This window comes from Synechococcus sp. A18-25c, assembly GCF_014280035.1.
GTDB lineage: Bacteria > Cyanobacteriota > Cyanobacteriia > PCC-6307 > Cyanobiaceae > Synechococcus_C.
This window is the reverse complement of sequence record NZ_CP047957.1, coordinates 2,386,408-2,407,492: the sequence shown is the minus strand read 5'-3', so window position 1 is coordinate 2,407,492 and position 21,085 is coordinate 2,386,408. Positions and strand designations below refer to the sequence as shown.

17 protein-coding genes are annotated in these 21,085 nt (G+C 47.2%); 6 read left to right on the top strand and 11 right to left on the bottom strand.

The window, feature by feature from the left end:
- Window positions 1-73: 73 nt before the first annotated feature.
- Window positions 74-1,909 (bottom strand): aspartate--tRNA ligase, encoded by a 1,836-nt coding sequence (aspS, locus tag SynA1825c_RS12980; RefSeq protein WP_186469669.1) that lies wholly within the window; start codon window positions 1,907-1,909, stop codon window positions 74-76.
- Window positions 1,910-2,150: 241 nt separating this feature from the next.
- Between aspS and SynA1825c_RS12975 the strand changes: the two genes are divergently transcribed.
- Window positions 2,151-3,776 (top strand): carbohydrate porin, encoded by a 1,626-nt coding sequence (locus tag SynA1825c_RS12975; RefSeq protein ID WP_186469668.1) that lies wholly within the window; start codon window positions 2,151-2,153, stop codon window positions 3,774-3,776.
- 136 nt (window positions 3,777-3,912) lie between these two features.
- On the opposite strand, the gene SynA1825c_RS12970 is transcribed toward SynA1825c_RS12975, so the two are convergent.
- From SynA1825c_RS12970 to SynA1825c_RS12940, 7 genes are all read right to left on the bottom strand, one after another.
- Complete coding sequence (locus tag SynA1825c_RS12970) at window positions 3,913-6,018, bottom strand: PP2C family protein-serine/threonine phosphatase (protein ID WP_186469667.1); 2,106 nt, start codon at window positions 6,016-6,018, stop codon at window positions 3,913-3,915.
- 294 nt (window positions 6,019-6,312) lie between these two features.
- Entirely contained in the window at window positions 6,313-6,783 is a 471-nt protein-coding gene (locus SynA1825c_RS12965) for an ATP-binding protein (protein ID WP_186469666.1), read from the bottom strand.
- Window position 6,784: 1 nt separating this feature from the next.
- Window positions 6,785-7,111, bottom strand: coding sequence for an STAS domain-containing protein (locus SynA1825c_RS12960; protein ID WP_186469665.1), 327 nt, complete (start codon window positions 7,109-7,111; stop codon window positions 6,785-6,787).
- Between the two features lie 40 nt (window positions 7,112-7,151).
- A complete protein-coding gene (gene glgX, locus SynA1825c_RS12955; RefSeq protein ID WP_186469664.1) occupies window positions 7,152-9,260 on the bottom strand; it encodes a glycogen debranching protein GlgX in 2,109 nt (702 codons plus the stop codon).
- A 5-nt stretch (window positions 9,261-9,265) separates the two neighbouring features.
- The gene (locus tag SynA1825c_RS12950; RefSeq protein WP_186469663.1) at window positions 9,266-9,592 is read right to left on the bottom strand and encodes an STAS domain-containing protein; all 327 of its coding nucleotides are present in this window, start codon (window positions 9,590-9,592) and stop codon (window positions 9,266-9,268) included.
- 13 nt (window positions 9,593-9,605) lie between these two features.
- Entirely contained in the window at window positions 9,606-11,435 is a 1,830-nt protein-coding gene (locus SynA1825c_RS12945) for an AGE family epimerase/isomerase (protein WP_186469662.1), read from the bottom strand.
- A 39-nt stretch (window positions 11,436-11,474) separates the two neighbouring features.
- Window positions 11,475-12,071: a DJ-1/PfpI family protein gene (locus tag SynA1825c_RS12940; protein WP_186469661.1), complete on the bottom strand. Its 597-nt coding sequence runs from the start codon at window positions 12,069-12,071 to the stop codon at window positions 11,475-11,477.
- Between the two features lie 445 nt (window positions 12,072-12,516).
- Between SynA1825c_RS12940 and SynA1825c_RS12935 the strand changes: the two genes are divergently transcribed.
- Together SynA1825c_RS12935 and SynA1825c_RS12930 are read left to right on the top strand one after the other, a co-directional pair.
- Window positions 12,517-14,334: an alpha-amylase family glycosyl hydrolase gene (locus tag SynA1825c_RS12935; protein ID WP_255478398.1), complete on the top strand. Its 1,818-nt coding sequence runs from the start codon at window positions 12,517-12,519 to the stop codon at window positions 14,332-14,334.
- Window positions 14,335-14,419: 85 nt separating this feature from the next.
- Window positions 14,420-16,540 carry a SpoIIE family protein phosphatase gene (locus SynA1825c_RS12930; RefSeq protein ID WP_186469659.1) on the top strand — a complete coding sequence of 707 codons (2,121 nt, stop codon included), beginning with the start codon at window positions 14,420-14,422 and terminating at the stop codon, window positions 16,538-16,540.
- A 19-nt stretch (window positions 16,541-16,559) separates the two neighbouring features.
- Here the strand turns inward: SynA1825c_RS12930 and gcvT are convergent, their stop codons facing one another.
- Window positions 16,560-17,669 (bottom strand): glycine cleavage system aminomethyltransferase GcvT, encoded by a 1,110-nt coding sequence (gene gcvT, locus SynA1825c_RS12925; RefSeq protein WP_186469658.1) that lies wholly within the window; start codon window positions 17,667-17,669, stop codon window positions 16,560-16,562.
- 196 nt (window positions 17,670-17,865) lie between these two features.
- Between gcvT and SynA1825c_RS12920 the strand changes: the two genes are divergently transcribed.
- Entirely contained in the window at window positions 17,866-18,075 is a 210-nt protein-coding gene (locus tag SynA1825c_RS12920) for a hypothetical protein (protein ID WP_186469657.1), read from the top strand.
- A gap of 95 nt (window positions 18,076-18,170) precedes the next feature.
- Window positions 18,171-18,551 carry a cyclic nucleotide-binding domain-containing protein gene (locus tag SynA1825c_RS12915; RefSeq protein WP_186469656.1) on the top strand — a complete coding sequence of 127 codons (381 nt, stop codon included), beginning with the start codon at window positions 18,171-18,173 and terminating at the stop codon, window positions 18,549-18,551.
- Here the strand turns inward: SynA1825c_RS12915 and speB are convergent.
- Window positions 18,545-19,411 carry an agmatinase gene (gene speB / locus SynA1825c_RS12910; RefSeq protein WP_186469655.1) on the bottom strand — a complete coding sequence of 289 codons (867 nt, stop codon included), beginning with the start codon at window positions 19,409-19,411 and terminating at the stop codon, window positions 18,545-18,547. The genes SynA1825c_RS12915 and speB overlap by 7 nt on opposite strands.
- Complete coding sequence (speE, locus tag SynA1825c_RS12905) at window positions 19,408-20,271, bottom strand: polyamine aminopropyltransferase (protein ID WP_186469654.1); 864 nt, start codon at window positions 20,269-20,271, stop codon at window positions 19,408-19,410. The genes speB and speE overlap by 4 nt, the downstream gene beginning before the upstream one ends.
- Before the next feature lie 122 nt (window positions 20,272-20,393).
- Here speE and SynA1825c_RS12900 point away from each other — a divergent pair, with 122 nt between their 5' ends.
- Window positions 20,394-21,080, top strand: a complete 687-nt coding sequence (locus SynA1825c_RS12900; protein ID WP_186469653.1) for a hypothetical protein — start codon at window positions 20,394-20,396, stop codon at window positions 21,078-21,080.
- The last annotated feature ends 5 nt before the right edge of the window (window positions 21,081-21,085 follow it).

Sequence of the window (21,085 nt, the reverse complement as noted above, 5' to 3'; positions counted from 1 at the left end):
GAAGGCTGACTGCTCTTCCAGGGTTGATCCTTCCGAGCTTCAGTGCACAGAAACGCCTGTTTCTGTTCGGGATCTAGTCCTGCTTTTCTTCGCTTGGATCCACCCAGGTGCTGGCCACATGCAGCTCTTCCAGCTGCTTGTCGGCCACGCCCCCCGGGGCATTGGTCATCAAGCAGCGCGCCTGTTGGGTCTTGGGGAAGGCAATGGTGTCGCGGATTGATTCCTCTCCCGCCAGCAGCATCACCATGCGGTCCACACCGAAGGCCAAGCCGCCGTGGGGAGGTGCGCCTACATCCAATGCGTCCATCAGGAAGCCGAACTGTTCTTGGGCCTCCTCGAGGGGCAGACCAACGGTCTGCAAAACCTGACGCTGTAGGGCGGAGTCATGGATGCGCAGGGAGCCACCGCCGAGCTCAAGGCCATTCAGCACCAGGTCGTAGGCCTGGGCCCGAGCCCCGGGCAGGGTGTCGGCCCATTGCGATGCATCGTTGCCGAGATCCTCGTCGTTGGGGGCACAGAAGGGGTGGTGCAAGGCCTCATAACGGTTCTCGTCGTTGTTGAACTCGAACATCGGGAAGTCCACCACCCAGAGGAAATTCCACTGATCGTTGTCTTGGTCGGCTTTGACCATGCCCAGCTCCTTGGCCAAGTACTGGCGTATGCGATCGAGGGCCTTGTTCACCGTGGCGGTGTCGCCGGCGCCGAAGAGCAGCAGGGTGCCGGGTTCTGCGCCAGTGCGGCTGAGCAGCTCCTGCTTCTGCTCATCGCTGAGATTGTCCTTGATGGCGCCGATCGTGTCGATTTCGCCACCGTCACGCACGCGAATGAAGGCCAGGCCACCGGCACCGGCTTTCTGGGCTTCGCTGAAAACATCGCCGCCGGGTTTGATGCGCACATTGGAGAGGGCATCGTTGCCGCCGGGCACCGCAATGCATTTCACAGCGCCGCCGGATTTCACGGCGCCGCTGAACACCTTGAAGCCCATGTCTTTGACGATGTCACTCACGTTGGTGAGCTCCATGCCGTAGCGGGTGTCGGGTCTGTCGGTGCCGTAGCGATCCATGGCGTCATGCCAGGTCATGCGGGGGAAGGGCCGCGGCAGTTCGATGCCCTTCACGGCTTTCCAGATCGCGCAGATCAGCGATTCGTTCAGCTCCAGGATCTGCTCCTGATCCATAAAGCTCATCTCGATGTCCAGCTGGGTGAATTCCGGCTGTCGGTCGGCGCGCAGGTCTTCGTCGCGGAAACAGCGGGCCACCTGGTAATAGCGCTCGATGCCGCCCACCATCAGCAGCTGCTTGAACAACTGGGGGGACTGGGGCAGAGCAAACCAGTCGCCGCCGCAGACCCGGCTGGGCAGCACGTAGTCACGGGCGCCCTCAGGAGTGGAGCGGGTCAGCACCGGCGTCTCCACCTCGATGAAACCTTCGTCCTCAAGAAAGCGTCTAGCGGCCTGGATGGTCTGGGCCCGCAGGCGCAGGTTGTCGTTCATGCGCTTGCGGCGCAGATCCAGATAGCGGTGACGCAGACGCAGCTCTTCGCGGGTGTTTTCCTCGTCGTGCACCGACACGGGGAACGGCAGGTTGCCCTTGACGCTGTTCAGCACAGTGATGCCACTGGCCAGCACCTCCACAGCGCCTGTCGCGAGCTTGTCGTTGAGGGATTCAGCGGGACGGGCTCGAACTATTCCCTCAACCTGCAACACGGTTTCGCTGCGGAGATGTTCGGCGACAGCGAACGCTTCGGCTCCCAGATCCGGGTCAACGGTGATCTGCACCGTGCCGCTGCGGTCTCTGAGGTCAATGAAGATCACCCCACCGTGATCGCGGCGTCGATCCACCCAGCCGCACAGTTGCACCTGCTTGTCGATGGTCTGCTCTCGCAGGTCGCCGCAACCGTTGCTGCGCATGGTGAAAACAGATGAAGTTAGTTGGCGATTGTCCCACCTTGCTGGCTGCTTGATGGAGTGCGCTGGTCGCTGAGCAGTCGAGTGGTTCATCTCAGGACGGTTTCCCTTTATTTGGGTGCCCCATGGAGAAGGACGTGCCGAGACCGATCCGGGATCGACCCTGAAACATCAATAACATTCCTATTAGAGAGTTTGAACTTGCTTAATTGAGGCTTCCTTTTGATCAATAAACGGCTTAAAATTGCTGCAATCTCCGGAGAATGATTTGTTTCCCTTCGGCTTGCAGGATACGAAGCTTTCCAGCAATTTTCGAGGTCGGTTGGTGGCTTGTCTTGTTGTGTTGGGGGCAGCGGGAACTGTTTCAACAGCGCAGTCTGCTCGTTCTGAAATTGTTGAAACGAGGGATCAACAAGACCATGCTGGTCGCGAGCCACCTGTTCAGGTTGCAAGAGAATTCCAAGCGGAAAAAAGCAATACTCATAAAAGCCTTCAAAAGAAGGCCAATGATCTCCGTCTTGAATATGTCGCTCAACAGACAAATAACCTCAATACGGCTGAAGCACTTCCGACCATTTCATTGCAGGAGGGATGGAATTTAAATCAAGCATTATCAATGCCGGAGTGGTTTGAACTTAATGCTTCGATTTTGAGCCAAAATAATGCGTCGTTTTCTTCCCCACAGGTTCAACCGACTTCGTCAAATCTTTTTAATTTGGGCTTTCGTTTGATGCCTCTAGAGGCGGTGAGAAATGGTTTTTCTTGGCAGCGGGACTCAACGTCGCCTGAACAGCAAGCTCATCAATCATTTCAATCGAAGATTGCTATCAATGCCCTTTTTACGCAGCGCGCTGGACAGATTCTTTCCTCATCGATACCAAATCAACTGAATACGCAGTGGAATTTCGGGAATGGTCCAATAGCGCGCCTCAATTATTTAAATTTAGAATATAAAGCCGAAGGTGAGTTAATTTCGATGGTGAAATTAGGAAAATTAATGCAGGCCCAAGATTTTACTGTTAATCCGATTCAATGTTATTTTTCTAATTTTGGTCTTTGTGGTTGGGCAGAAGGGGTTCCTTCAATGATTGATATACCTGGCAATCCTTTCAATAGCTATGGCGCGGTTGTGGCTTTTGGCGATTCAAACAATGTTAACTTAAGATATGGCATCTACCAGATCGCACCGGATACATTCGCACCTAAATATCATGGTCTGGATTTTAGATTTAATCAGGGAAACGGAGTGGCGCATTTCGCAGAGCTGCGCGTCCCGATTTTGACCAAGGCGCAAATACCTGTACAAGTTAGTCAGCAAAATCATATTTCAAAAGCTTCTTCTTGGGACCAGGCGAATGCAATCTACCAATCTAACTTGCCTCCTGGGACGATCACTTTAGGTGGATGGCTTGGGTCCGGATCATTTCAAACTGTGGCAGACTCAGAGTCTGCTGACTCTACAAATAACGGTGCCTATGGGATCTTTAGCTTGAGGATCCCAGGGTTTTCTTTGGGTTTGGATCATCGAATTTTTCTGAGTGGTGGTTTGGGTTTCAATCCTGATGTGCAAAAGTTTTACTCAGGCGGACAGGCTGGGTTGGTGATAGAGGGTTTGTTACCTAAACGACCTTTTGATACATTTAGCATTGGAACTAGCTATGCTTCATTTAACAGTGATTATTTCTTGCTTGGCTTAGTTCCAGAGACATATACTCCTGGAACTGAATGGGCAACTGAACTAAATTATAGCTTTAATCTCAATCAAAGTCTTAAACTGATGCCTAACATTCAGTTTATTGTTAATCCAGGTGGCGATCCTGGTGTTTCGCCTGCCGTCGTTGCAGGATTTCAGGTTTGGCTCTTTTTCTAGTCACTGGAATTACTTTAATATAAGTGAAGGTTAATCGTAGTTTGTATCAAGGAAAAGAATGACATTTCCCGTCAGTCTCTACTCTTTTCGCATCATGGTGAAGACGTGGCTAACGACCATTCATTCACCAACAGGCTTAAAGGATTGCTGCTACAGCAGTAATGTCGTCAAATTGTTCTGCTTCTCCAATATGCTCATCCAGTTCTTTGATCAGGGTATCTGTAATGGTTTTGGCTTTTAGATCAGGGTCATTCTTTTTGAGGTCTAAAATAAGTTCCATCAGCCGTTCATGACCGTAGGAAACATTATTAGTATTCCGAGCATCGACAACCCCGTCGGAGTAGCCCACCAAGATTGAACCTTGATCATATTTGATGCTTCCAATGGAATACGTTGCATCAGGGAACAAGCCAATTGCCGGCCCTGAAAATTCAAACTCGGTGCTCTCTCCTTTCGAACTAAGTAGAATCGGATGTTCGTGCCCTGCCAGGATATAATCTAGTTGTTGAAGATCTCTATTTATGCATGCTAAAAAAACAGTGGCAAACATAGTTGTATCTGCATGTTTCGTGCTCATGTAATTATTGACACTTTCAATGACTTCATCGAGGGGTTCATTTGTTTCAGGATTCTGTGCGCAGAGTGATTCTGCAGAATATCGAATGAGGCTCCGAAACACAGACATAAATAATGCTGCACCTACACCTTTGTCGCAAACATCTGCGACAACAAGATAGGTTTTAGAATTCACCTCAAAAATATCATACCAATCTCCGCCTGCATTGTATGCAGGGCGCATGAATAGACTGACATCTGGTTTTTCAGAAAACTCGTCTCGCTTGCCAAGAAAGCATTGTTGGATTTCGCCTGCCGTGCTTAATTGCTGTTGTGCAATATTGTTTAGCTCTTCAATCTTCTTTTTACTAGCTTCGATGATTGATGTTCTTTCATTGACCTTATCTGCAAGTTCTCGAACTTCACATATTGGGGATAACTGTAAGTAGATGTCTTCGTCTTCATCAATGTCGTCTTTTTGGGCATTGGAATCAGCAATTGTCCGTTTAGTTTTTAAAACAGAAACGAATTCTCTGTGGATTATTAATGATATGAGGACACTGATGATGATTCCGATCATCAGGCATATGATCAAAGTATTTAACATGCTTCGGTAAAAGCCGATCAGAGCGTTAAAACTTGGTAGAGCGCGTTGAATGATGGTTACGGATTCTTCATCGTTAAAGAGTCGTACTCTCCAATAACTCATCTCAATTTTTTTCAGCAAACGTTTTTTATCGATGCTCGGAGGCATTAATAATCTGATCCTGTTCGGAGGCTCCGCCAGTTCAGCAGCTAGACGTGAGAGTGGTGTTCGAGCTGATGACGGTTGATAGGATTCGATGACCTTATTGATATCTTGATTATCTGTTGATACAACCTCACTAGGAGACTTTAGATTCTCCCATCTGAAAAACACATTTTGTGACTCCATATAGTCAATAATTTTCTTTTGCTCTTCCTCTGAGCTGCTTAGACTTAAAGTATCAAAAATGTATGCAGCTTGATCGCGAAAAAATACTGAAAGATTCTTAGCTTGCATTGTGTTTACATTTTTGAAAAGCGTAGAAGCCGTAAACAGTGAAATAAAGACAATCAGGCTGTAAACAGTCGATAGCGTTAAGGCTTGAATTGAGACAGCCGCTCGTTCCATCTCTCGTTTATTCTGCAATAAGGCGAGAGCTGAATAAGCAATGAATGCGATCAATATGTTGACAACACCATTCAAAAGGGTCTTTTCTGCTAGCGTAAAAGCTTCAATATGAGTCAGGCCGACTAGAAAGTAATGCGCAAGGTAATGGAGTGGTGCACCGATCAATAACCAAAATAGGAACCCAACAATAATAATGTGCCCTTTTTCTAAAAGACGATTTCCAGAACGACTGTTAATGAAATAGGTAAGAGATAGCATTTCAATCATGTAAATTATAAATGAGTAATAGCGACCCAGATAATCCATGTTCATGAAACCTGCAGGGATTGCAACAGCAAATCCCCACCAGCCTCTTGCTACGAAGAGCGTGAAGAGAGCGATGCTCATGCCAAGCGTCAAACTCGTATTGACGTAGAGCTCATAGGGATGCAAATTGGCAAGTGCACCTAGACAGGCTGCCACGATGACAAGCCAATACTTTTGGCGCACGGACGGGGCAGATTTAAAGAGCATTTCCCGTGGCTTTATTTTCATCTTAGTAACAAACTGCTCTTCAGGCTTGTTTGACTTGCTGCTGAAATATTAGTTTGCTCACACAAAAATCGTCATCGTTTCGATCTAGGACCTTTTGCAAGATGGTCTTAAACGGTTATGTGGAGGTCAGTATTTATTTTTGAAGATAATCACCATTCGGGATCTATATTGAATTCGCAAGCGTTTATATAGATCACCGGCCTTTAACACGGCTTGTGAAAGATTTAAGATTCTTCCTTTAATTAAGAACGCCCATCGTTTTGTCGGCATCTTAACCGTTACTGCTTTGTTATTTTAATGTGCGGAGCAGCACATTTTTAGTTGGTAAATATTCTTGTTGTCGATCCAGTCGTATGTTGCTTTGTCGACTGATTGTTCAATCAGGAACAGTCCAAGACCGCCAATTTGTCTCTCAGCAACTGGCTGATCTGTATCAACGGGCGATCGGTGATAAAAGTGTGGATTGAATTGAGTGCCCGTATCTTTTGTTTGTAAAATAAGCCATCGCTCTGCATCAATAGTTTTTAGAACAAGTGATACCTCTAGTTTGGTGGCCTCACTGTTCTGTTGCTTGCCATCATTTGCATATCGAATAATATTGGAGATTAATTCTTCATAGGCAAGCCTCAACTTATACGCACGGGATTCATCCACAAGTAAATCATTAATTTGTTCACTTGCAAAATTAGTAAAGTCGTCCCAGAATTCCATTGAGGCTGGCGCTTCATATTTTTCGAGACTTTGCTCTCTTATCGTATTGCTCATATCATTCAATTTCACCCTCGTTGTCTACCATGACGACTGCTTGGGCCAGCCCAGTTTTTGTGATGGTATCTTGAATGACTTCTGAGGCTCCAATGATATATAGGCTAGAACTATGAGGCATTTTTTGTTTTGCAAAAACAAGAGCTCTGAGTCCTGCACTGCTCATGAAGCCAACCTCCGCAAGCTTAAGGCGTAATTGGCCGAGAGCATTTAAATCAAGTCCGGTAAGTTCTTGTAAAAGATCTGGGGCTGTTTTTGTGTCCACTTCACCACTCAGTGTCATGGTGACGCAATCCTCTGCTTTTGTGACGCCAATTGCAAGTGTCATGTTGGATCAACCTGAACGTGTTGGATGAGTTGGTTGGTGATTACGTCTCGGAGCGAGACGCAGAAAAGATAACGACAGACCTTTCACCCACTAAAATACCTTGATCTGAGAATGATGAAGATCCCTGAGTAACGGGAGTCTGACTATCACCTGTATTGAAATTGAGCTGCCATTCATAGTCGTTGGGCAATGATGGCAAATCAAACCATGTTGCATAGTGAGCAGTGTTAGTGGCAACATAAACGGTATCAATGTCACCATTCTCGGATTGCTCACAGCTCATAAGCCATGCAAGTTGTTTTGTTTCATTTGACCAATTGACCTGCCAAGGCGATGTGCCATGGAAGCTGCAGCTCGGGAAATACTTGCTTCCCTGATGTGCAAAGTCGTTGATGCGTAAGCATGGATGATTATGTCTAAAACGAATTAAATGTTGAGTAAATTCAAAGAGCATGCTATTGCTTTCAAGTAAATTCCAGTCAACCCATGTGAGTGGCGAATCAATACAGTAAGCATTGTTGTTTCCTTGTTGAGATCGTCCAAATTCATCACCCATGAGCAACATAGGTGTTCCTCTACTTGTCATCAGCATGCTAAGAGCATTCATGCATTGTTTTCTGCGTAGCGAGATGATATTGCTGTCGTCACTCCAACCTTCTACACCACAGTTCCAGCTGTAGTTGTCATTGCCTCCATCTTGATTATTTTCGCCGTTCGCTTCGTTATGTTTTCCATTGAATGAAACTAAGTCTGCCAATGTAAATCCATCATGGCAGGTAATAAAATTAATGGATGTTGCTGGTGATCGACCATTCCATTGATAGAGATCAGGAGATCCTTGAACTCTTTGTGCCATTTCACCAAGTTGGCCGTCATCTCCTTTTAGATATCGTCTCAAGGTGTCTCTGTATTTTCCATTCCACTCAGACCAGCGGCCAAAAGCAGGGAATGTTCCGACTTGATATAAGCCACCAGCATCCCAGGCTTCAGCAATTAATTTGCACGATGACAGAATCGGATCAAAGGCAAGTGATTCTAGGAGTGGCGGGTTACTTAAGGGTGCACCCCACGGATCACGACCCAAAATACTTGCCAAGTCAAACCTAAATCCGTCAATGTGGTATTCAGATGTCCAATACCTTAGGCAATCAAGAACTAGATTTCTAACCACTGGGTTATTGCAGTTTAGGGTATTTCCAGTTCCGCTGAAATTAAAGTAATATCCTTCAGGAGTCAGCATATAGTATATTTTGTTGTCTAACCCTTTAAACGAAATTGTTGGCCCGCGTTCGTTACCCTCAGCTGTATGGTTAAAAACTACGTCAAGAATGACTTCAATACCCGCTTGATGCAGTTGTTTCACTAGTTGTTTGAATTCATCAACCTGCATTCCAAAGCGTCCTGACTCTGCCAGTCCTGCTTTAGGAGCAAAGAATCCTACTGTGCTATAGCCCCAATAGTTGTAGAGTCTTTCACCAGTATCTGGATGAATTCTTGAGTTTTCAAATTCGTCAAACTCAAAAACGGGCATTAATTCAACAGCATTGATCCCAAGTGATTTGAGATAGGGAATCTTTTCCACAATGCCTGCATAAGTACCCTTAAATTTATTATTTGAAGTTTCACTCTTCGTGAAGGATCGTACGTGAAGTTCGTAGATCACAAGATCTGCATCATCTATCTCAAGTGGATGATCACCTTCCCAATCAAAATCATCAAATGCAACTCGCGATCGATATTGGTATGGATTGCTCCAATCTGGCTCTTCTCCCCACACATCCCTGCCCGAAACAACTTTTGCATATGGATCCATCAGGATATTTTTTGAATTAAATCGATAGCCAAGTTCTGGCGCATTTGGTCCATCTACTTTAAATCCGTATTCGATGTCTTCATCATCAAGACCATAGACTACGATGGCATAAACATCTCCTATTCGATAGTGATCGGGGATTTTAATTTCAGCTAGACATGTGTTGTTTTCTCGACTAAAAAGTACTAGTGAACAGGCTGTTCCCGCAGAGGTATAGATCGAGAAATTTAGACCACCGGGAACATGGGAAACGCCGAATGGCAATGGTTTGCCTGGTCTTGTCCGATATCCCTCCAGCGTGTCTGTTGGTAAATTGTCAATTCTTTCATAATTCATTTCTGTCAGACCCCCGGGATCGCCTCAAGTGACTCATAGATCGTGAAAAACTGATAGAAGCCCGTCACTTTCATTGTGTCTGCTATCCCATCTCCAAGTCCGATGAGGGCCAGTGAGATGTTCAGTTCCTTCGTTTTCCTTTGTAGTGTTAACAGCGTGCGTAAGCCGGCACTCGACATGAATGGAACATCTGTGAGCTCGAGAGCCACAGGTTGATCTGGCTTTAGCTCTGAATCGATAAAATCTCGAAGCTTGATCACAGTCTTTGAATCGATCTGACCACTGACTTTGATCACTTGCCAGTTTTTAAATGTGCTGCTTTGAACGTCCATGTTTGCAGGCTCCTTACTTTGTCTCAATTGTGACTTTGACTTTCAGTCGCTGATCAGCTTCTGGAAGCCGAACGGTCATTGTTTTTGAATCGTAATCAGAATGCTCTTTACCATCAATTTCGCATTTGCTGATATAGAGAGAGTCTTTGGGAAGAATGTCAGGTGCGACTCTAAGTAGTCTGTCTTTGAACCCATTAGGCATTGGCTTGAAATAGAGATTAAGAGGTCGTTTCTTAATCATGAGATCGATATATATTGTTGAAAGGAAGCAAAGCTCAGTGGAGTGATAAGCACTCATTGAATGGCTACCTTTGTATCTTTCTGTGCCAACTAGATAGGGCACACCATTCGCAAGAACATTAAAATAGACGCCACCATCGTTATTGTCCAAGAAAAAGGCGTTGTAGAAAGCCGCTGACTCTTCTGCATATTTTTTGTATTCCTGATTGTCTGGCATATGTCCTTGAAGAATCAAGTAAGCAAGGATTCCCTGTTCTTGCTGCCACCATGCTTTCCGGTCATGCCATGCGTATCGATGATATTTTTCGTCTTTTCCAAGCACCCGTTCGACAACGTCATACCATCCAAATCTTTGGCTGTCGTATCCCACTTTAGGCATTAGTGAAGCAATTTTTTTTGCGATATCGATGTATTTGTCTTTTCCCATCTCAGCATAAAATCTCATCAAATTCCAGGCGATTTTGAGATTGTGTCCCACGACGGCTCGATTTTGTTGCCACCCCCAAGTTTGATCTTTACTCCAATCGTCAAAGAATTTTTCTTGGACAAAGGGGCTTTCCTCGTAATCTGGAAAGTGGCTTGTAATTGTATCGAATGTTTCCTCCAACATTGTCCTATATCGTTCTTCTCCTGTCGCGAGCCAAAGATTAATGAGGTAGGCTGGAGCGTGATCTCCTACGGAATTCCAGTTCTTTTTCGCTTGGTTACGTCCAAGGCTTGCTTCATGCGCGCTAAGGGTCACAGCATGAATATGTGAGTAATATCCCCCTTTTTCGTTATCTTTAAAACATTCGTCGAACAAATCCACCGTTTTTTCAGCGTCATGGAGAATTTGAGGATCTCCTGTGATTCGATAGGTTTGAACAGGGCCAGCTAATGCATAAATTTGTTCATAGGCGGGAATGCAATCATAATCATCGCCGAACTCTGACACTAATAGCTTTTGCTCTTCTCCACCACTACCAACTTTTTGACCGTGGTACCAGTAAATCAAGCCTGTATCAGTATCTGTGAATCGCATTTTATCCCGTAAATATTCGGTTCCCTTTTCAGCAGCATCTAGATATAAATCCTTACCCGTTAGCATGTACGCGCATGCCATTCCATAGACCATCCTAGAAATTGTGTCAGTTTCTTGGAGATAGTCTTCCTGCTCTTTCCCCCCTGTCAGGTTAATGATTGTTCGGTAATTGTTGTAGTCAATATCTTGTGTTGGAGCATTGAATTGCCACTCACAATAAGACGAAGCAATTTGGTCAATTTGTTTGATCCACCAGCCTGGTTCATCAGCGTAGCGGTATTGATCTTTTCCATCACCAGCGAATACAATGTAATTGACTTCAAACTTGACTTTGTTTTCCGGGAAAAACGTTCCATAGACGAAGATCATCTGCCCTGGAACTAAGAGCTTATGAAGTTCACCTGATCGGTCTGGCCAGTCTTCTCCAAGATTTTGGCTCAGTTTGGCATACGTATTGCCTGTTAGTTTTGCTTCAAATTCTCTCCCGTCAGAAGTTTTGATACCAATAAGCTTTTCGGCCTCGTTGTATGAGGTTACGTATCCAGAGATTAGATCTGAGAATGTGAAAGTAAGGTTGTTCATGGTTTTGGTTGATAGTAGGTTTGGACGTCTTGACTAAAATTAAAGTTTGTTGAGTGCATTTTTAAATGCGCTAACAAAGACATCAACGCATCCAGGATGTTTTCCAGTAACGAGCAAACCTTGTTGATGAAGTTCAACGTTGACACCAGACTGCTTGATGACTTTTGCACCTGCATTTTCAACATCGCAAATAATGTTGTGTGCGCATGTCACCTCTCTTCCTTGGATCAGGTTTGGATCAGCACAAAACAGCCATAGTGAATGGCAAATTGTTCCAATCGCGATGGACCCTTGATCCATCAAAGCGACAGCCTTGCGCAGTAGAACGACAGCCGGCGCTTGACTCACTTCACTGCAAGTTTCTTCATAACGGAGTCGATCCATGGCGTATCCGCCAATGAGTATCAAGCCTTGGTAATCGTTCAAATTTGTTTGACTAACGCACTTGCTGACCGTAACCTTGCTCGTTTTGTCGTTCCCTTCGAAGGTTAAGCAATCATTGCCCCATAGGTAGGATGCATATTCAACCTCTATGCCGTTGCTTGGGAAAAAGTCATTGAAGACATTGTATTCAGTTTCATCATAATGCTCTTCAATTAGCACCAAAATCTTTTGGGTCAATTTGATACTCCGCATGACCAATCCTGAGTCAACATAGCCACGGCATTACCCGCGCGCTTGATTGCAAGAAAAATTAATAGATAAGATCGTGCTTGCTTTCTGTGTTCTTTTCGATACAAAGTTGTTGTTTCGATTGTTTGAATCTAAAAAAAAGTAGAGCAAGATCCATCCGTCTTTGGTTTTATGTCTATGGCTTTGGTAACTATGCAGCTATCAAACCATCTGCAATTTTATGGGGGCTACGCTTTTTTCGTTTGTCATCCCACATCCGATGTCTGACTAGTCCTGATGATTTCCTGCTTCTCATCTCCTTTGGCGTTGTACCTATGAATTTGGCCTTCATCATCATCATCATGATTTGAATCGCCCTGTATCTGTGATTTCTTTTTATTTTTGTCCACTGCACGACTGATTCTCGGTAGATATGAATCCTAATCTTTTAACACTTGAGTCTGATCCGTTGACCCGCGGTTGGTCAATCACAGAGCGTGAATTTCGCGAGGAAGTAATTTACTTTCTCATTGTTGATCGATTTTATGATGCATTGAGCGATGAAGAAGAGAGACAAGGAGTTTGGGATCGGGGTTCTAAGCAAGGTTTATACGACAAAACTTGGACCCAATGGGGTAAGTATTGGGGTGGTAATCTGCAGGGAATCATTGAAAAAATACCGTATCTTAAACAGCTTGGCATTACGGCAGTGTGGCTTTCCCCTTTGTTTGAACAGGTTGATGATATGCAATATGATCGTGCACCAATGCACGGTTACTGGACAAAAGACTTTAAGCGTATTAACCCAAGATTCTTGCCGACCAATGAGCCTAATAGCCTTAATTCTTCCCCTACATTGCGCCAACTCGTTGATTCACTCCATGCTAATGATATCAAGCTCATTTTAGATGTTGTTTGCAATCATAGCTCTCCTGATTTGAACGGATCAAAAGGAGTGGTGTTTGATGATGGCAAACTTCTGTGTGATTTTAACGATGATGTTCATGGCTTTTACCATCACAATGCTGAGATAACCGATTGGGAGGATGAGTTTCAATTAATTAACGGTGAAATGTGTGGTCTTGCAACCTTTAATGAGCGCAATCCTGGCTATCGGAAATATATAAAATCAGCAATTATTGATTGGTTGGATGTTGGAGTTGATGCTTTGCGGATTGACACTATCAAACACATGCCAATTTGGTTCTGGCAGGAATTTACAGCTGATATGAAAGCTCATAAGCCAGAATTGTTCATGTTTGGTGAATACGGGTTCGGTAAGCCCTGGGAGCAGCGAACTGTTGATTATGCAAACCAATCGGGGATGTCTATTCTCGATTTTGGTCTATGCGATGCAATTCGATTTGCGTTTTCTGGACAAGAGCCGGGTGGTTTCCACTTAGTTGAATCTGTTTTGGCGTATGACCATGTTTATCACAGGGCGAATGAGCTTGTGACCTTTATCGATAACCATGATATGCCGCGATTTCTATCTATCTGTGATTCTCAACAAGCATTGGATCAGGCATTGATACTGCTTTTTTGCCTTCGAGGTGTTCCTTGCGTTTTTTATGGCACAGAGCAATATCTTGTGAATCAAACCGATGGTGGTGGTGATCCATACAACAGACCAATGATGGAAACCTGGGACCTGACGTGTTCATGCTTCACGTTGCTTGAAAAACTTATTACGACACGACGAGGAAACCAAGCCCTTACTTTTGGGTCACACCGTCAGCTTTATGTCTCAGAAAATATTTACGCTTTTCTCCGCTCCTATCGAGACTCTTTTGCGATCTGCGTCTTGAACAATGGTCCCCAAACCTCACTAACGTTGGATTTGCCAGGATCTCTTCACACCAAGTCTTTGTGTTGTGCATTAACTAATCAAGAATTCTTTGATGTGGATGGGCAGCTTCATCTCAATGTGCCTAGTTCTGGTGCTTTTCTTTTAAGTTCGACTGGTGAACGGGTGGCTGGCACCCTTGTCGTCACATTTCAACTTAATGGACTGGAGACGTCACCCGGTCAATCTGTCGTTTTGTTGGGCGATTGTTTTGAACTTGGCAATTGGGATCTTAATCAGGCTTATGGGATGGAATATGTCAATCTAAATACTTGGATCTGTGAAGTTGCATTTGATGAGAGTGTTGGTCGGCAAATTCAATTCAAATTTGTCGTGATCAGTGAATACTCACAGCCTAGATATGAGGGCATTCTTCCAAGGCGCTTTTTGCTTGCAGAATCAGGTCGACAGAAGTTTGATGCACTTTGGTCGAATCGTTAATGATGAGCCGTTTCATTCTGTTTTCATGCTGTGATAATGACACGGAATTATTGCGTGCTTTTTGTTCACCTCTTAAAATCTGAGGATGACAAAGTCCCCGTCAGAAAAATCTATTCGATTCCTTGATCGTCTCTTTGCTCGGCTTCACGTTTTGTCCGTTCGTGATCAGCTGACTTTAGGAATTGCGATTGCTCTTGTTCCCACGTTAGGAATTGGCTTTGTTGTTTTAAATCAGGTTGTTTTTTCCAGAGTTTATAAATCAGTTGAGCGTCGACTCCAGGCTGAAGCAGAGTTGATTTCTTATGGTTTGCGTGAATGGGGGATTGGCGTTTCTTATTCGCTGAATTATCTTTCTCAGGCTCCTGCACTTCGTCAAGGCAATATCGATGAAATCCAGAAAATTTTTAATCGTTTAAACGTTTCTGAGCCTGGTCGGTTTTGGCGTTTCTGGTCTGCAAGCTCAGAAGCACCTGAATTGCTCGCTCATACAGCTTCGATCAGATCAAAGCAAAAGCTTGCTGCTGAAGCGAATCAGTTGAATCGTTATTATTTTCAAGCTGCATTGCGTGGCTATCCCACTTACCAGAGTGTTTTGTCACGAACCACAGATCAGGGATGCCTAAACGTTTCCAAGCCTGTGTTTAAGTATGGCACAGTTCAAAAAAATTCAGTTGTCATTACATCTGCCCAGGATCTTATTGACCATACATCTGTTCTGTCTGTTCCTGTCAGGACTGATCTGGCAGGTATTCTTGTCATGTGTATTCCACTTGACAAACTTGCTGAAGATACTGGTCTCGATGAATTGTTTTCAGATCAACGTTTTGAATTGTTGGCAGGCCAGACTCAGCAGAATGATTTTCTCAATGATCCCTCCGGTGTGGAGAGTGCATTGATTTTAGTTAGTAATACCGGCCAACTTCTTTTTCCTGGTGACAAAGCAAGTTCTTACTTAATTCCCAATGTAGACGATATAAAATCTTCAAAATATGCCAGCCTTTATCCTGTTATCTCCAGTGCCATGGAAGGTGCAAAATCTTACCGAAGGATTGATATCGCGGATGATCGATATTTTGTGCTCACGAATAAAGTCGATTCTGCTTGGTCAATTGTTCTTCTTTTGAATGAAAATCGTCCCTTGACTGCTATACGTCAGCTGGGGTTTCTGTTCGTGTTAATAGGAGTTATTAGTATTTTGTTGGCTGTTTTTATTGTACGATCAATGGCATGTGCAATTTCATCCCCTATATCGCTAGCTGCTAATGCTCTGCATCGTATTAGTGATGGTGATTTTGATTTAGAGTTGCCAGATGGAGGTAATGATGAGATGGGAGGGCTTGTTCATGATATTCAAAGTGCGGCGAATCGTCTTAAACGTTTTCTTGCGCAAGCGACGTCCTTTGCTGTAACAGAAAAGCAGCTTGAGACGGCAAAGGCGATTCAGGCTGACTTTTTGCTTACTGATCTACCCAATTCATCCCTTTATGAAGTCGAGGCGTATTCACGTCCTGCATTAACCATTGGTGCTGATTGGTACGATATGGTTAAAGTTGGTCAGTATGTTTTTATTGTTGTTGCTGATGTTTGTGATAAAGGAGTCCCTTCGGCTTTGTACATGTCTGTTTTTCGAAGCTTAATTCGTTCGAAGTTGATTGATCTTTCATCTCGTCTTGACGATCATGAGACTTTAAACAGTATTCCTGATCCTCAAGCTGACCAGATTGCTTCTGAATGTATTCGTTTAGCGATTGAACAAACGAATCAATATATGGCCTTAAACCAGAATTCATCAATGATGTTTGCGACAGTCTTTATTGCGGCAATTAATACTTCAACTGGATATGTTTCATATATTAGTGCAGGTCATGAGCCACCCCTGATAATTGGCACATCTGAGCTGTCTAAATTAGATTCAATGGGTGGTCCTGCGATTGGTTTATTTGATTCTGCTCAATATTCTGTGTCCACCCTACAGCTTCAGCCCCGCGACTCATTGGTGATTTATAGCGATGGTCTTGTTGATGCTCGTGGAACATCAGAGGAGGGTTGGGGTTGTGAACGTCTTCAGCAATTACTGATTCGTTTCTCTGACGAAAGTGCATCCACACTTATGAGTACGATTCTCAGTGCGGTTGATCAATACAAGGGTCTACAAGAGCAGTTCGATGATCTTACTGTGATGGTCTGGAAATGGCTTGGTCCGTAAGGTCTGCGGTTGTCTTTTCTTAAAACCTGTGGCCTCTCACAAATGGTCGTTTAACAACTTTGCAGGGGATCTGTTGACCTCTAATGTCTACGCTCAACCTGGTTCCACATTTGCTCTCTCGTTGGTTCACGCACGCAAACGCGATTCCAGCTTCTAATGTTGGTGACCAGCCTCCGCTTGTGACTTCTCCGACCACGTTTCCGTTACTGTCTTGGATGTTATAGCCCCTGCGGGGTATGGCCCTTTCGTCCATTTTGATACAAATAAGTTTTTGTTGGATCGTCCCCTCTGCTTGTTCTTCTAAGCATTTTCTACCGATAAAGTCTTTTGGCATTTCTAGGTGAACAAGCCACCCTAACCCTGCTTCGAACGGTGTTGTTTCTTCTGTTATGTCGTTGCCATAAAGATGCATCCCTGCTTCAAGCCTCAGGATGTCTCGAGCGGCTAGTCCACAAAGTTGGACTTCTGATGCCTGGCATAGATCCCAGAAATGTTTTCCTTCTTCTTCTCCCATGAGCAACTCAAATCCATCCTCACCTGTGTATCCAGTTCTGCTGATCATCACCTCGCCACAATGATCAGTGATGAATGTCTGATGTCCAAATGACGGTAGTTCTTTAAGATTCTTTTTTATGACCGCTTCTAATTTTAGTTCGCTCCCAGGGCCTTGAAGTGCAAGTAAAACCCCATTTCCTTTCTTGTCAACTACGTCTGCTTTGTATTTCCTTGAATGATCTGTAATCCATTCAATATCTTTTTGGGCCGTTGCTGCGTTGATCACAAGATGGAGTTCTTGAACGTTCTCTTGGTTGAAACCGTTGTCGTAAACGATTAAATCGTCGATGATTCCACCCTTTTCATTGGTTAGTACTGTGTAGCAGGCTTGGCCAGCCCCAATTCTGAAGAGGTCTGACGGGACTAAATTTTGGAGGGCTTCTTTTGCTTGCTCACCGCGCAAAGTAATGACACCCATATGGGAGATGTCAAACAGTCCGCAGGACTGTCGGACTGCTTTGTGTTCTTGTATCACCCCATCAAACTGAATGGGCATTTCCCATCCAGCAAACTCAACCATTTTTGCGCCTGCTTCTAGGCAGCGGCCATGGAGTGGTGTTTTTCGTTTGCCCATGGCGGAACGTCTGCTTGGATCGGGATCCTATGAATGTCTCTCAGTTTTTTGTTGGAAGTGGAAGCAAAGCCGCAGATTGCGATTTTGGTCTCGACCACGTTGGCAAGCGTTCTTAGCTTGAGAGTCTCTCAAAATCAGAGTTCTGTCCCAGGCTTCCTGCCACTCTTGCCTTCACTGCGTAGCCTCGTCATCAGCGATGGCGGGCGGATGGTGTCGCCTGCGGCGTTTGCAGGTGCACCCTGAGCTCGCACGGGCTCTCTTTTGCCATCACTGGATGCCCCGCTCACCGGCGCTACCTCCGCTGGTAGCGACCGATCAGGCCTTACTTGGTGGTGACCGGCAGTTGGATCTCGGCGATCCAGTGGAATCTGTTCATTCCCAGGCTGAACCCGCTCGGTTGTTGTAACCCCTGACCTCGTTGTTCTGAACACATCAGAGCGTTGACGCGTTGGCAACAATGAGGTGGTTCTTTGGTTTCTTGCGTTGCCGGCCCAGACGTCCATGCCGACCGCCGTCCAGCTGATCGCTGAACATCGCAACGTGGATCAGCTGTTGCTGCCCACAGGAAGCATCCTGTTTGCTCGCGGCGAGACGGCGAATGCGCTGTACGCCATTCAGCGCGGCCTGGTGGAGTTGACTTCTGATGGCCGTGATCGCCTCCGCTATCAAGACGGAGAGGTGTTTTTCTATGAGGATCTGGTGGCGGACAATGCGCGTCACAGCCGCACTGCCAAGGCCATCACACCGGTGCATGCGTTGCGTTTGGACCGCAAGAGTTTTCTTGAGCTGATCCACTCGCATCCCACGCTTGTTCTGACGTTGTTGAGTACTCAGCACCGTCGTCTTCGTGAGCAGCGTCTGGATGCAACACATTTCTATTGACCAAGCAGGAGCAGCAAGGTTCGCGTCACCTTGGCCGCCAACACACTGCTGATGCCGCTGGGGTCGAGCTGAGGCGCCAGCTCCACCACATCCGCTCCAACGAGCTTGTGGTGTTTTAGTTCATCGACCAGTTCCGCAAAGTGCTGCCAGAGATAGCCCCCTGGTTCGGGCGTCCCCGTTCCAGGCATCACCGCTGGATCAAACCAGTCGAGATCCACGGTGAGATAGAGGGGTTGGCCGCGGAGGGGATGGAGTCGTTGCGCGATCTGCTCGAAGGGGGTGAACCGCCCACTGGAGGTCAGTTCTGAAAACTCCTGCTTGGTGCCACTGCGAATGGCGATTTGCAGCAGCGTTTGGCTGGGCAGCACCTCCAGGCAGCGGCGCATGGCGCAGGCATGGCTGTGCTGGGCCCCCAGCCATTCATCGCGCAGATCGGCATGGGCATCCAGCTGCACCATCACCAGATCGGCGTGATGGGTTGCAACGGCAGCGACGGCTCCGGACGTGATTGAGTGTTCCCCTCCCAGCATCAGCGGTTTGAGGTCCTGGCTGAGGATGAAGGCGGTGGCTCTTCTCACGGTGTCCACGACTGGGTCCGGTGCTCCAAAGGGAATCTCCACAGCGCCCAGGTCCGCGTAGGCCATGGCTTCGAGGTCACGGTCCAGTTGCGGGCAATAGGTCTCGAGTCCTGTGCTCACCTCCCGCACGGCGGCAGGCCCGAAGCGGGTGCCAGGACGGAATGATGTGGTGCCGTCATAGGGCACCCCAAAAAGTCCGACCTGGCAGTTCTTTGGTTCGCGCCGCGCTCCCATAAAGATGGCGCCCTCCTGGTCAAACAGGCTATTGAGCTCGTCCGTCATGGCTTCAGCTCCCGCTCCATGAACACGGGCATGGCTTCAAAGGCGCCCGACTGCCACCGGGGGCTCCAGATCTTGCAGTCCGCTGCAATGGCTGCGACACGGGCGGGATCAGCTTGCCGGTAGCGGGGTTGTCCCTGAGCAGCGAAGGTCCAGCTCCACCAACCGCTGGGATACATCGGAACCCATCCATAGAGAGGATCGGCATGGTCAAACACCTCCCGCAGCAGTCGCACCAGGTCGATATGCACGTGCCGAAAGGCCTCCGGTGATTCGCTCTGCGTGGCAAACACACCACCCGGTCTAAGAATGCGTTGGCAGTGCTGGAAGAAGGTCCGGTTGAAGAGGCCTTCGGCGGGGCCTGTTGGGTCAGAGCCGTCCACGATCACCACGTCGTAGCTGGCATCTGGTGCGGCTGCGGCCCAGGCGATCCCGTCGCCCACGGTGAGGTGAAAGCGGGGGTCGTTCCAGCAGCCGCCGCCGATTGAGCTCAGATGTTCCTGACTGAGCGCCACAACTCGCCCGTCGATCTCCACCATGTCGAGGTGTTGCACACCGGGGTGTCGCAGGCATTCGCGTGCGGTGCCGCCATCGCCACCTCCGATCACCAGCACTTTGGCGATGCCTTCCGCACCACAGAGGGCCGGGTGCACCAGGGATTCGTGGTAGTGGCGTTCCTGTCGTTCAGCCGTCATCCAGCAGCCGTCGAGCAGCAGCCCTTTGCCGTAGCGCGTGCTTTCGATCACGGTGATGCGCTGGAAGTCGCTCTGCTCTTCCACCAGCACGCGACCCTCGAGGCCGTAGCGCACCCCCTGGTGGGGTTCATCAATCCAGCCTGTCGCGGCTGGAGATGGTTGGGTCATGGCTGGACGCTTGGGTTCTCCTCCAGCTAAGACCAGCGTCGGTTCACCTGCTCTGTTGATCGGCGGCTGCTGTTCGGCGCTTGTTGTTCGGAGCAGACTGGACCCATCCCTGCAGAGCTTCTATGGGCTGGATCCAATCGGCCTTGTCGGTGTTCGCAGACAAGCGGGAGCTGCTGGATCCTGCCTGCTTTGACGATCCCTTGGCCTTGCAGGTCGATTGGACACCGCTGGTGCGCGGCGGTACCAATGTCTGCACCCATCGTGCGCAGCTGCGTAAGGGCTTGATGGATTCGACGCTGACTTTTGTGGTCACGCCGCTGGTGACGTTTGGATGTGGCGCATTCGTGCTGTTCGGTGTTGTCGTTAGCGTCAGCCATCTGTTGTTCACGCCCTCAGTCGCTCAGGCTCCGCTGATGGCGTTGGCGCCACTGGTGTTTTCAGGGATGGGGGGATTGTTCTTTTGGCACCTCCGTCGTCAGCAGGTTTGCTTCGATCAATCCAAGGGAGTGTTTGTGCAGCGGGATCGCGCGACGCCGTTGCGGGAGGTGCATGCCCTGCAGTTGCTGCGGGAGTTTGTGCGTGGCCACAAAAGCTCTTACGACAGCTTTGAACTCAATTTGGTGTGTCGCGATGGCCGGCGGCTGAATGTGACGGACCACGGCTCGCTTCATGCCATTCGTGACGATGCCCGAACCCTGGCTGCGTATCTGGAGGTGCCGATCTGGGATGCCATTGATCTGCGGCTTCCTGAGCATCTGCAGACGCCCAACGCCAAGCAGCAGCTGCTGGGCATGAATCTCTTCCGCTAGGAGAA

What these genes read in the sequence shown, in the direction of transcription:
- aspS (WP_186469669.1), bottom strand. Translation starts at nt 1,909, where the DNA reads ATGCGCAGCAACGGTTGCGGCGACCTGCGAGAGCAGACCATCGACAAG.
- SynA1825c_RS12970 (WP_186469667.1), bottom strand. Translation starts at nt 6,018, where the DNA reads ATGAAAATAAAGCCACGGGAAATGCTCTTTAAATCTGCCCCGTCCGTG.
- SynA1825c_RS12965 (WP_186469666.1), bottom strand. Translation starts at nt 6,783, where the DNA reads ATGAGCAATACGATAAGAGAGCAAAGTCTCGAAAAATATGAAGCGCCA.
- SynA1825c_RS12960 (WP_186469665.1), bottom strand. Translation starts at nt 7,111, where the DNA reads ATGACACTTGCAATTGGCGTCACAAAAGCAGAGGATTGCGTCACCATG.
- glgX (WP_186469664.1), bottom strand. Translation starts at nt 9,260, where the DNA reads ATGAATTATGAAAGAATTGACAATTTACCAACAGACACGCTGGAGGGA.
- SynA1825c_RS12950 (WP_186469663.1), bottom strand. Translation starts at nt 9,592, where the DNA reads ATGGACGTTCAAAGCAGCACATTTAAAAACTGGCAAGTGATCAAAGTC.
- SynA1825c_RS12945 (WP_186469662.1), bottom strand. Translation starts at nt 11,435, where the DNA reads ATGAACAACCTTACTTTCACATTCTCAGATCTAATCTCTGGATACGTA.
- SynA1825c_RS12940 (WP_186469661.1), bottom strand. Translation starts at nt 12,071, where the DNA reads ATGCGGAGTATCAAATTGACCCAAAAGATTTTGGTGCTAATTGAAGAG.
- SynA1825c_RS12930 (WP_186469659.1), top strand. Translation starts at nt 14,420, where the DNA reads ATGACAAAGTCCCCGTCAGAAAAATCTATTCGATTCCTTGATCGTCTC.
- gcvT (WP_186469658.1), bottom strand. Translation starts at nt 17,669, where the DNA reads ATGGGCAAACGAAAAACACCACTCCATGGCCGCTGCCTAGAAGCAGGC.
- SynA1825c_RS12920 (WP_186469657.1), top strand. Translation starts at nt 17,866, where the DNA reads ATGGCGGGCGGATGGTGTCGCCTGCGGCGTTTGCAGGTGCACCCTGAG.
- SynA1825c_RS12915 (WP_186469656.1), top strand. Translation starts at nt 18,171, where the DNA reads ATGCCGACCGCCGTCCAGCTGATCGCTGAACATCGCAACGTGGATCAG.
- speB (WP_186469655.1), bottom strand. Translation starts at nt 19,411, where the DNA reads ATGACGGACGAGCTCAATAGCCTGTTTGACCAGGAGGGCGCCATCTTT.
- speE (WP_186469654.1), bottom strand. Translation starts at nt 20,271, where the DNA reads ATGACCCAACCATCTCCAGCCGCGACAGGCTGGATTGATGAACCCCAC.
- SynA1825c_RS12900 (WP_186469653.1), top strand. Translation starts at nt 20,394, where the DNA reads ATGGGCTGGATCCAATCGGCCTTGTCGGTGTTCGCAGACAAGCGGGAG.